Source organism: Acinetobacter sp. YH12106, from assembly GCF_013418995.1.
Lineage (GTDB): Bacteria > Pseudomonadota > Gammaproteobacteria > Pseudomonadales > Moraxellaceae > Acinetobacter > Acinetobacter pseudolwoffii.
Map to the genome: position 1 here is coordinate 37,851 of NZ_VPAV01000020.1, position 10,667 is coordinate 48,517.

Here is a 10,667-nt window from a genome sequence, read left to right on the forward strand (position 1 = left end):
ATGATTGATATAAAAATAATTAGATGCGGCTGAAATCGCAATAACAAAAACAAGGTATAAGGACATTAGGATGATGCAAAGAAGATGGAAAATACTGGCATTGGCCGCAGCGACATTTACTGTTTCAGGTCTGGTACAGGCCAAACAGGTGATGTGCGTATTTGATCTGGTGGGCAAAAATGGCGATGTGTATAGCGTGATGAAAGATTATCAGCTGGCAGCGAAAAACTGGGGCGCTGATATCGAGCTTAGAGTGAATACCAATGAAGCCGTGGTTGCAGAAGATTTTAAGGCTGGAAAATGTGACGGGATTAGTGTCACTGGAATGCGCGGACGTCAGTTCAACAGCTTTACCGGCTCACTGGATGCTATCGGGGCGATTCCAGATCTGAATCTGGCCGTTAAAGTGATGCAGGGTCTGGCGAGTCCGACTTTTGCCAAACATATGCTCAATGGCAAATATGAAGTGGTGGGGGTGATTCCTGTCGGTGATGCTTTTCTGTTGGTCAATGACCGTAGTATTAATACCGTGGCCAAAGCTGCAGGTAAAAAAATTGCGGTACTCGACTATGATGAAGCACAAAAAATCATGGTGCAGCAGGTTGGTGCTCAAGCCGTTAGTGCCGATGTCACCAACTTTGGCGCCAAGTTTAACAATGGTCAGGTTGATATCATTGGCGCACCCGCTGCGGTATTTAAACCCCTAGAATTACACAAAGGCTTAGGTACAAAAGGTGCGATTGTGAATTATCCGGTGTTGCAAGTGACCGGTAATATCATTATCCGTCCCGATAAATTCCCGGCGGGTTATGGTCAAAAATCACGTGAATGGGTGAGAAGCCAGTTGCCGCGCGCTTTTGGTATTCTGGGCAAAATGAAAGCCGATATTCCTGCAAAATACTGGATGGATATTCCGGCTGCAGATAAACCGGGCTATCAGAAAATGATGCGCGATTCCAGAATCGACCTGACCAAACGCGGCGTATATAATAAACGCATGATGAAACTGCTGTGGCAATTCCGTTGTAAGCAGAACCCGCAAAACTTCGAATGTGCCTTACAGGATGAGAACTACAAATAATCCTGATAAAATTACTCTGATTTGACTTTTAATCTGTAGAGACTGACCATATATTGAGTGTGTTATACTTCGATATGGTCTTTTCTTTTTAAAGACATTCCATTCAACAGAGGAATCCGCCATGAATGCCCAAGCGCTTGTGCTCACCGACAATGCCGCAAATAAAGTACGCCAGTTGCGTGACAGTGAAGGTAACCAAGACTTAATGCTCCGTGTGTATGTTACCGGTGGCGGCTGTTCAGGTTTCTCTTATGGCTTTAACTTTGCCGAAAGTCAGAATGAAGATGATGCAGAATTTGCCAACGGCGATGTGAAAGTACTGGTCGATTCACTCAGCTATCAATATCTGGTCGGTTCCGTTGTAGATTATTTAGAAGGTCTGGAAGGTTCACGCTTTGTGGTGCAGAACCCGAATGCGACCACCACTTGTGGTTGTGGATCTTCATTCTCGATCTAAACGCGCACAATAAAAAAGTCCTCTTGATGAGGACTTTTTTATATCTGAAGAAAACTTAATTTTCCAGTTTTACCGCTTCCAAGAGGTCAAAAATTACTGATGTGACATCCTGACTCAGCTCGCGATTATTAAAAATCTCATAAGCGCTAATGGTAATGTCGGTATCACTTGGCAACAGGCGCTGCTCTTCTTCGATCAGGTCATTGATCGGCAAGAGGGTCTGTTTGATTTCCAGATGTAAAATATCTTTATATTCCAGATTCTCATCGTCCAGTTCAATCAGCTGTTCATTGAAATAAGGCAATAAAATCGCATGAAGATGTGGCTGAATATCCTCAATATCAAAGATCTCGATATCACGCGTTTCATCAATCGTACTAATGTGGTCATTTACTTCAATTAAAATATGGTAGTAACTCACATGAATCTCCAAAGATGGCCTGAACAATGTAGCCGTTCACAATAACATGAAATCCGAATAGAGTGTTTTTTATAACACTTATACACTTAAATTAATTAAGGAATTCAGGCTGATCACTTAACGGTGATACAGCAAAGTCTTGTCGGCAGGTCGCAACTGAAAGTGTTGCAGATTCTGTTTTCCCAGTACCGGATACATCAGCGCCTCTGGATCATCATGATGATACAGGCCCAAAGCATGCCCCAGTTCATGAGCCAGTGTCAGACGCAGATCATCTTCTGCATCAAACTGATATACATGAATCTGATGACCCATAAATACCCCTTTATGAAATTCACGGGCAGGAAAACGTTGCTGGGCCTGAATGATATTCTGTTGATGATTTTCAAGACTATGTTGATGCAGCGAAACATTCAGGTTAAAAGAACTTTGCTGTCGCTGAAGATACTCGGCTTCCCGTTTAAAATTTTCCGATTTGCGCTGTAAAGCCTGAAACTCATATTCTAATTGTTCGTGCTCATAGGCAGATAAATTTGGCTGATGCCGTCGTTGCTGTAGCTTCTGAAATTCATAATTAATCTGATCTCTTTGCTGGATCAAGCGTTGTTGTTGACTTTCCAGATGTTGATAAGATGCTTCCAGATTTTTGACCTGACGTTGATACTGGGCATCATCTGCCAGCAACTGTTTTTCGACTTTCTTTAAGGCATTATATTCCTGTTGCCGTTGATCATAGATCAGATGAATACTCAGCTGGGCATTTTCATCATAGAGCAGCAGATCATCGCGATGGGTGCCCTGATGCCAGATCTCGACGGCTTCTTTGCTCAGTTGAATCACTTGCTCTTTACTCAGCCCAAAGCCTGCATCTACCTGATCGACCTTAAAGCGTAAACGTGTGTCAAAAGGATGACTGAGCCGGTCTGCAAGCGAGTTGTAGCGCAGTTGTGGATGAGCTTTGGTCTGCATATGCATAGAGGCAGACAGGATTAACCCAACGATGACCAGACAAAATAGAAGGCGCATATTGCTATTGAGATGCTTGTTTTTAAAAAATATAGCTTAATTTTAAGGCATTTCCCATGCTTATTTGCCTTCCTGCTCAGCTTTTGGATAAAGTCCTAATTCGGCCAAGGTTTGCTGTAAAATGTCCAGGCGAATCGCCGGATCCATATGACTGTGCATCTGCATATTCAGGGAAAAGGCCACGATGTCAGCCTGTGGTGTTTCGATCCAGCCCGTGCGTCAGCCAACTTGCGCTTCCAGCTCCATACCCCGGCCGGATTTGGCATACAGTCGACAAGCGTGGCGTTCCTGTAGCAATAACATGGCTTTAACCCATTGCTGAAAGGCCGCAAAATCAGAATTTTCAGGGTTGATGGTCGTTTCATGCTGGATTTAGCTTAAACAGCTTTACTTGAACATACGATCCATTTTTAGTCATTTTACCTTCATGCTTTAAAATTTGGACATAAAAAAACCGCGCTGTTGCGCGGTTTTTCAGTTAAAGCGACAAATTATTTTTTGTCATCTTTTACTTCAGTGAACTCAGCATCTACAACGCCGTCGTCCGCTTTTTGCTGTTGTTGACCAGCGTCACCACCGAATGCGTTCGGATCAAAACCTTGCGCACCGCCTTGGCCTTGAGCTGCTTCATAGGCACGCTGAGTGATCGGCATGATGATGTTTTGCAACGCTTCAGTTTTCGCTTTGATTTCTTCAACATCATTTTCTTTAGTTGATGCTTCAAGCTCAGAAACCGCAGTTTCAATTGCAGTTTTTTCGTCTGCAGTCACTTGTTCGCCAAGATCTTTCACTGCTTTTTGAGCAGAAGAAACTAACGCATCCGCTTCGTTACGTGCTTTCGCTAATTCTTCGAATTTGCGATCTTCTTCAGCATTCGCTTCAGCATCACGGATCATTGCTTCGATTTCAGCATCAGACAAACCTGAGTTTGCTTTAATCTGGATCGATTGCTCTTTACCCGTGCTCTTGTCTTTTGCAGATACTTTCAAGATACCATCAGCGTTGATATCGAAAGACACTTCAATTTGTGGCACACCACGTGGAGCCGGTGGGATATCGCCTAATTGGAAGTTACCCAACAATTTGTTTTGCTGCGCCATTTTACGTTCACCCTGGAACACAGAAATGTCTACAGCAGGCTGGTTGTCAGCAGCAGTCGAGAACACTTGAGATTTCTTCGCAGGAATCGTGGTGTTTTTCTCGATGATTGCTGTTAACACGCCACCCATGGTTTCGATACCAAGTGTCAGCGGAGTAACGTCAAGTAGAAGTACGTCAGTTTTGTCACCTGAAAGTACCGCACCTTGAATCGCAGCACCCATTGCGACTGCTTCATCAGGGTTTACGTCTTTACGTGGCTCTTTACCGAAGAATTCTTGAACCTTCTGTTGAACCATTGGCATACGTGATTGACCACCCACCAAAATCACGTCAGAGATGTCTGAAGTCGAAAGACCAGCATCTTTAAGTGCAATCTTACATGGCTCAATGGTACGCGCAACCAAGTCAGCAACTAAACCTTCAAGTTTCGCACGTGTTACGTTGATCACCAAGTGTTTAGGACCAGTCGCATCAGCAGTGATGTATGGTAGGTTAATTTCAGTTGCATTCGAAGAAGAAAGCTCGATTTTTGCTTTTTCAGCAGCTTCTTTTAAACGTTGCAGCGCAAGCGGATCTTGTTTCAAGTTGAAGTTTTGTTCTTTCTTGAACTCTTCAACCAGGAATTCGATCAATGCGTTATCGAAGTCTTCACCACCCAGGAATGTATCACCGTTAGTAGACAACACTTCGATTTGCTGGTCGCCATCAAGATCCGCAATTTCAATGATTGAAACGTCGAATGTACCACCACCCAAGTCATAAACCGCGATTTTACGGTCGCCTTCTTTCTTGTCCATACCGAACGCAAGTGCAGCAGCCGTTGGTTCGTTGATGATACGTTTTACTTCTAAACCTGCAATTTTACCTGCATCTTTAGTGGCTTGACGCTGGGCATCGTTGAAGTAAGCAGGAACGGTAATGACCGCTTCAGTTACTGTTTCACCCAGGTAATCTTCCGCTGTTTTCTTCATCTTTTTCAAGATTTCAGCAGAGATTTGCTGTGGCGCAAGTTTCTTGTCGTTGACATCAACCCAAGCATCACCGTTGTCAGCTTTGATGATTTTGTACGGTACCAGACCGATATCTTTTTGTACCGCTTGGTCTTCATAACGACGACCGATCAAACGTTTGATCGCGAACAAGGTATTTTTCGGATTCGTTACCGCTTGACGCTTTGCCGATTGACCTACCAGAATTTCGCCATCTTTATAGGCAATAATTGATGGCGTTGTACGCGCGCCTTCAGCGTTTTCGATTACTTTAACTTTGTCGCCTTCAAGTACTGCAACACATGAGTTTGTAGTACCTAAGTCAATACCAATGATTTTAGCCATTTGGATGTTTCCTCAAAAATTTTTTTATTCCCAAACTTTTCCCTTTATCAAAGGGAAATTAAAAGGGATTTACTTGTTATCCGATATGAGAGCCGTTCGATTTTTTTCAAGTAAAATTGTTGAAAAAATTTCACAAACTCCCGAATTTATTTGGCTTAAGCGCCAACCATGACCATCGCCGGACGCAACAGGCGATTATTCAGCGTGTAGCCTTTTTGCAAAACAGTGCCAATTTCATTGGCTTTGGCATTTGGATCAATCCCAACTGCCTGATGCAGATCAGCATTAAAGCCGTTACTGGTGTCTACCACCACGACTCCAAATTTCTCTAAGGTATTCAATAAAGATTTAAGTGTCAGTTCAACGCCTTCCAGCAGTGGAGTTTTCTCTTCACCTGCGGCAACAATGGCGCGCTCGAGATTGTCGACGGTTTCTAAAAGTTCTTTAGAGAACTTTTCTAAAACGGTATCTTTATGCTTTTCAGATTCACGCTGAATACGTTCCACACTTTTTTGTGCTTCGTAGACTGCATTGGCCGTACGTGCTTTTTCTAACTTTAAGTCACCTTCAAGCTGCGCAATCTGCTCTTGTAAAGACTCAACGGAAACTTCTGCCTGCTCGGTTTCAGCTTGAGTTTGCGCTGTATCTTGTTCCGCTTGCTCTTGCTCAAATTTTTGAGCTTGCTCGTTTTGCTCAGTCGCCATTGATTTACTCCGTTTAAATGGGTTCTTAAACATGTACAGTCCTCAGGCCTCAGTATTCACTGCGTTAATGCTGAACTGCCATGGTTGAAGTTCTTGATTACCTAAAGAAATCGGGGCAGGGTGTAAAAATTCAAGCGTCAGTCAAGATTAAATTTAAGATTTATACAAAATTCTGAATAAAACAGCGAGCAGATGGCAGGCTTTTACCGCGATATAGGCGGAGATAAATTGAAGTAAATGATCAAGGAGTCATCTGATCATTGTTGTATACGTCGCTGAATAGACAGTCTGAGCTTTAAAATAAAACATGAATTATTTGAAAATAAATATAAAAAATTGATAATCGTATTTTTAAATAAATTTAATAATTTTAATCTGTTTTAAATATTAGTAAAAAAATTGCATGATACTGACATAGACAGCGACCTTGTTCAGAGGAGAGAGCCGAACTCGGTTGCTGTTGCCTTATTTTAAGTTACTTTTTTCAAGCTGAGTTCCCCCAAGACTTGGCTTTTTTTTGCCTGATTATTTATTAGACATAAAAGCGATTAATATCTAAGCAATAAAGTATTTCTCAATAGATGAACTTTTGATTAATATTTATTCCAGATTCTATCGCTGTAGTTTCTTCTTATTTTGAAATGTGTTTTCGTGGCTTATCTTTTTCTCTAAGATAGGCCTTTTTTTTGCTAAAATTGAGCATTCTTGATCTGATCAAGATAAAAATGATTGCTTGGCGGCTTAGTCCGACCTTCATGCAAAAATACTGCTTTTATTCAATCAGCTTGAGATAAAATTTTCCATTAAAAAAGCCTGCTACAGGCTTTTTTAACAAAGAGTGAAATCAAAGCATTAATCACGGCGATCGCGTGGACGCTGCTGTTGCTGTTGACGTCGATTATCGCTCCAGCGTGGGTTAGATGAACGGTTTTGCTGGGCTTTTCTGGCACGCTGATCGGTGATCCGTTTACGATCCTGCTCCAGGCGGCGTTTATTACGTTCTGCTTCAGCCTGTTTTTGCCGTTGGCTCATCATGTTTTTACGCTGCTGTTCCTGGCGTTGTCGTTCCAGTTGGCTTTTACGTCGGTCCTGTTCTAACTGTCTTTTACGGTCCTGTTCCCAGTTACGACGCTGCACTTCCTGTTTACGTCGATCCAGTTCAATACGTTTACGTTGCTGTTCATATTCCCAGCGTTGCCGATCATAACGACGCTGTTGCTCATAACGACGGTCCTGTTCATAGCGGCGATCAGAACGCTGATCATAACGGCCATCGTAGTAGCCACCATCTTCAGGGAAAGCAACACAGCCTACAGCCAAAAATGCAGTCGCCAGAGACAGAGCTATAATTTTGCCAGCCATAGGCATTCTCCCAACTTGAAATAAAAAATATACTGAAGCTCGCAAAACTACGTCAAAAATACCATTTAAATGATCAATGACATCTTTTATAAATCAGGTTAACGTATTGGATAAAACTATATGTACGTAGATATTAAGACTTATATAAGAATATGGTCACTGAAACGCTAATCGTGTAGAAACTATGAAGAATTAAGAGAATAAGGACTAAAAATAATGACTGTGAATCATCCAGTACTGAAAAGTGTAATCGAAAAAGGGCAAGGCACAGCAGCGCGTATGCTGGATCGCTTACCTGGTATTGCACAAGACGCATTGGTTAAGGCTTTGGACTATCCTCATCACTATCCTGATTTAGACCCCATGGTCAAATGCCTGATGGCGATTCAGCTTAAACAGGGGCATGGCAGCTTTCTGAGTGAAGATGTCGCACAGGCACGGGTGGCATTTGATGCGCGCATGAAAACAATTCAGGCCAGACCGACTGCTGTGAAAATGGTAGAAGAGTTGCGTCTGCCTTTGCAAAGTGGCAGTATCTTTGCCCGGCATTATCATCCTGCACCGCAAAAGAAGTTGCCTATGGTGATTTTTTATCATGGTGGTGCATTTATGGTGGGTGGTCTGGACAGCCATGATGAGTTCTGTCGCCTTCTGGCAGTGCATGCCAAAGTACAGGTGCTGAGTGTGGCTTATCCGCTGACACCGGAATTTAGTCCCTTGCAGATGGTACAGGTCTGTGAAGATGCCCTCGCCTGGGCACATCAGCATAGTAAACAGCTGAAAGTGTATAAAAACCGGATTGCCTTGGCAGGGGACAGTGCCGGCGGAAATCTGGCTACTGTTGTAGCTCAGCGCAGTGTAGGTAAATCTTATGCCGCACGAGCGCAGCTTTTGCTTTATCCGGCGGTCGACTTTAAAAGTCGCCATCCATCTTTTTATGCCTATAAAGATGGACTGGTACTTTCAGAGCAGGATATTGATCTGGTGACCTTCATGTATGCCCAGACCCATCAGATTGAATTAGATGATCCACTGATTTCACCGACCTATGGTGAATTGCAAAACTTGCCGCCGAGCTATGTGATTACCGCACGTCATGATGTCCTGCATGATGAAGGTTCAATCTATGCGCATAAACTACGTCAGAATGGTGTGAGTGTTCATTATCATGAATATACCGACCAGGCACATGGTTTTATCAACCTGACGCCGATCTCCCGCCGTGCCAAAAAATATGTGATTGAGATCAGCAAAAATTTCCGCAAATTCTGGGACAAAAATAGTTAAATCCAAGGCGTGAATGCAAAAAGGTGTTTCTCATGAAACACCTTTTTTTATAGATAGGTTTTTATCAATTCTTATACTTTGCTGCTGATCTGCGCTTCAGGAAAGATCAGATTGAATTTGGGAACATAAAAGCTTTGCAGCAATTTGGCTTTGGAAAAGTCTGGAAATATATTGTCGATATCTTGCCATTCTACTTGCGAGAGTTTGGAGAGATGACCACGGAATTGTGGGCTGAACTGAAAACGCTGACCTTTCCAGGCTTGCTGAATTTTGAGCATAGAGGCTGGAATATGATGACTATTAATATAGAACTTGCGCGCAGATTTGGTTTTTTTGAGTCGAATCGTCATACGCTGGTTTTGATACTGAATATGACACAATATTTCCTGATTTTTTTCCTGCCATTCAAATTCTGCATGTTCTTTGGGAATACCCCATAAATGCTGGCCGTGTATGACAGATTCATGAGTAGAGACATAAATTTTAGGAATCGAGCTGAGGCGTCGTTTACTAATTAAAGGATGATCCAGAATCAGTAACTCATCATAAGGACCAATGGGTGAAGAATGATAACGCACCAATAACACTTGTACCACGCGACCCAGTGGGGAGGGGGCAATACGGAACTGCTTGGCTTGCTGAATAAAGCCGGGTGTTAGCCAGTAATTCAAAATAAAACCTTCGCCCTGTAAATGCCAAGGCGGAAACTGGTGGATATTTTGCTCCTGTAATAATGCATGGCTCATTCTTATTCTCTTGTCTTTAGTCGGCAGGCAACTGCATTATGAGTTATAAAAGATTAATATACAGTCATTCACAACCATTACTTCTAAGTAGATGAGTTAAAAAATGTTAAAGAAATCATTATATGCGATCGCCCTTACTGCCATCAGTCTGCCAGGTTTTGCTGCCAATACCCTTATTGAGATGAAAACTTCATCGGGAAATATTGAAATTGAGCTCTTTAATGATCAAGCCCCGATCTCGGCAAAGAACTTTGAAAACTATGTAAAGAGCAACTTCTATAAGGACACTATCTTTCACCGGGTCATTCCCGGCTTTATGGTGCAGGGTGGGGGCTTTGATAGCAACATGCAGGAAAAGGCCAATACCCAAGCTCCAATTAAAAATGAATCATCGAATGGTCTGCAAAATAAACGCGGTACTTTAGCGATGGCGCGTACCAATCAGCCGGATTCTGCACGAGCACAATTCTTTGTAAATCTGGTCGATAACGATTTTCTGGATCGTTCTGCCCGAAATGCAGGCTATGCGGTCTTCGGTAAGGTCACTAAAGGTATGGATATTGTCGATCAGATTGCCAAAGTGCCGACTCGAAACTATGGAATGCATCAAAATGTGCCGGTGAAGCCTATCAAGATCAACAGTGTGAACATTAAAGCGCCAGTTGTGAGAAACTAGGTACAGAATAAAACAGAAATATTTAATTCATATTTCTGTTTTAAAAATATGTAGTTATGTGATGTTTTGTATAAATACGAACCAAATTGGTGCATAAAAATAAAACAGTCGTGATTCCTGTGAGTTAAAAGCGCTTGCACCTGTAGGAAATTACCCTATAATGAGCCCATACCGACGAGATAGACGGAAACGAACGAAGCAGATTGCTGAGTTGTTAAGTATATCGAAGTCCAGCTTCTGGCACTGACGAGGTGTTAGAAAGATCATTAAGAGATTATGAAGAACAACTTGTGTGGATTTTTACTGGTTGATCGATCGAAATTATTTTCATTGATTGATGGTAGAAATGACTCGAAGTTTATTTGAGAAATATTTGTCAGAAAATTGATGAGCCAAGATTGGTGTCCTTTAGGCACTACTGATTTTAAACTGAAGAGTTTGATCATGGCTCAGATTGAACGCTGGCGGCAGG

The 10,667-nt window shown here is 42.4% G+C and carries 10 protein-coding genes and 1 pseudogene; 4 read left to right on the top strand and 7 right to left on the bottom strand.

Annotated features, from left to right (window positions below; all coding sequences use genetic code 11):
• The first annotated feature begins 73 nt into the window (after positions 1-73).
• A complete protein-coding gene (locus FTU45_RS12370; protein ID WP_257224033.1) occupies positions 74-1,081 on the top strand; it encodes a putative solute-binding protein in 1,008 nt (335 codons plus the stop codon).
• A 121-nt stretch (positions 1,082-1,202) separates the two neighbouring features.
• Positions 1,203-1,538, top strand: coding sequence for an iron-sulfur cluster insertion protein ErpA (erpA, locus tag FTU45_RS12375; protein ID WP_004281944.1), 336 nt, complete (start codon positions 1,203-1,205; stop codon positions 1,536-1,538).
• Between the two features lie 55 nt (positions 1,539-1,593).
• On the opposite strand, the gene FTU45_RS12380 is transcribed toward erpA, so the two are convergent.
• The 6 genes and pseudogenes from FTU45_RS12380 to FTU45_RS12405 all read right to left on the bottom strand — a co-directional run bounded on the left by FTU45_RS12380 (position 1,594) and on the right by FTU45_RS12405 (position 7,486).
• On the bottom strand, positions 1,594-1,971 hold the full coding sequence (locus FTU45_RS12380) for a hypothetical protein (RefSeq protein ID WP_167381287.1): 378 nt from the start codon (positions 1,969-1,971) through the stop codon (positions 1,594-1,596).
• A gap of 105 nt (positions 1,972-2,076) precedes the next feature.
• A complete protein-coding gene (locus FTU45_RS12385) occupies positions 2,077-2,985 on the bottom strand; it encodes a matrixin family metalloprotease (RefSeq protein WP_100329869.1) in 909 nt (302 codons plus the stop codon).
• 60 nt (positions 2,986-3,045) lie between these two features.
• A pseudogene (locus FTU45_RS12390) lies at positions 3,046-3,306 on the bottom strand (OXA-134 family carbapenem-hydrolyzing class D beta-lactamase); the annotation flags it as partial.
• A 170-nt stretch (positions 3,307-3,476) separates the two neighbouring features.
• A complete protein-coding gene (dnaK, locus tag FTU45_RS12395) occupies positions 3,477-5,420 on the bottom strand; it encodes a molecular chaperone DnaK (protein WP_074383783.1) in 1,944 nt (647 codons plus the stop codon).
• Between the two features lie 155 nt (positions 5,421-5,575).
• A complete protein-coding gene (gene grpE / locus FTU45_RS12400) occupies positions 5,576-6,124 on the bottom strand; it encodes a nucleotide exchange factor GrpE (protein WP_005173545.1) in 549 nt (182 codons plus the stop codon).
• An 852-nt stretch (positions 6,125-6,976) separates the two neighbouring features.
• Positions 6,977-7,486 (bottom strand): hypothetical protein, encoded by a 510-nt coding sequence (locus FTU45_RS12405; protein WP_005173548.1) that lies wholly within the window; start codon positions 7,484-7,486, stop codon positions 6,977-6,979.
• A 216-nt stretch (positions 7,487-7,702) separates the two neighbouring features.
• On the opposite strand from FTU45_RS12405, the gene FTU45_RS12410 reads away from it, so the two are divergent.
• Positions 7,703-8,773 (top strand): alpha/beta hydrolase, encoded by a 1,071-nt coding sequence (locus FTU45_RS12410; RefSeq protein ID WP_180076464.1) that lies wholly within the window; start codon positions 7,703-7,705, stop codon positions 8,771-8,773.
• Positions 8,774-8,844: 71 nt separating this feature from the next.
• Here FTU45_RS12410 and FTU45_RS12415 read toward each other — a convergent pair whose 3' ends face one another.
• The gene (locus tag FTU45_RS12415) at positions 8,845-9,519 is read right to left on the bottom strand and encodes an acetoacetate decarboxylase family protein (RefSeq protein ID WP_100329872.1); all 675 of its coding nucleotides are present in this window, start codon (positions 9,517-9,519) and stop codon (positions 8,845-8,847) included.
• Between the two features lie 103 nt (positions 9,520-9,622).
• Here FTU45_RS12415 and FTU45_RS12420 point away from each other — a divergent pair, with 103 nt between their 5' ends.
• On the top strand, positions 9,623-10,195 hold the full coding sequence (locus FTU45_RS12420) for a peptidylprolyl isomerase (RefSeq protein ID WP_074383779.1): 573 nt from the start codon (positions 9,623-9,625) through the stop codon (positions 10,193-10,195).
• Positions 10,196-10,667 lie beyond the last annotated feature (472 nt).

What these genes read in the sequence shown, in the direction of transcription:
- FTU45_RS12370 (WP_257224033.1), top strand. Translation starts at nt 74, where the DNA reads ATGCAAAGAAGATGGAAAATACTGGCATTGGCCGCAGCGACATTTACT.
- erpA (WP_004281944.1), top strand. Translation starts at nt 1,203, where the DNA reads ATGAATGCCCAAGCGCTTGTGCTCACCGACAATGCCGCAAATAAAGTA.
- FTU45_RS12385 (WP_100329869.1), bottom strand. Translation starts at nt 2,985, where the DNA reads ATGCGCCTTCTATTTTGTCTGGTCATCGTTGGGTTAATCCTGTCTGCC.
- dnaK (WP_074383783.1), bottom strand. Translation starts at nt 5,420, where the DNA reads ATGGCTAAAATCATTGGTATTGACTTAGGTACTACAAACTCATGTGTT.
- grpE (WP_005173545.1), bottom strand. Translation starts at nt 6,124, where the DNA reads ATGGCGACTGAGCAAAACGAGCAAGCTCAAAAATTTGAGCAAGAGCAA.
- FTU45_RS12405 (WP_005173548.1), bottom strand. Translation starts at nt 7,486, where the DNA reads ATGGCTGGCAAAATTATAGCTCTGTCTCTGGCGACTGCATTTTTGGCT.
- FTU45_RS12410 (WP_180076464.1), top strand. Translation starts at nt 7,703, where the DNA reads ATGACTGTGAATCATCCAGTACTGAAAAGTGTAATCGAAAAAGGGCAA.
- FTU45_RS12415 (WP_100329872.1), bottom strand. Translation starts at nt 9,519, where the DNA reads ATGAGCCATGCATTATTACAGGAGCAAAATATCCACCAGTTTCCGCCT.
- FTU45_RS12420 (WP_074383779.1), top strand. Translation starts at nt 9,623, where the DNA reads ATGTTAAAGAAATCATTATATGCGATCGCCCTTACTGCCATCAGTCTG.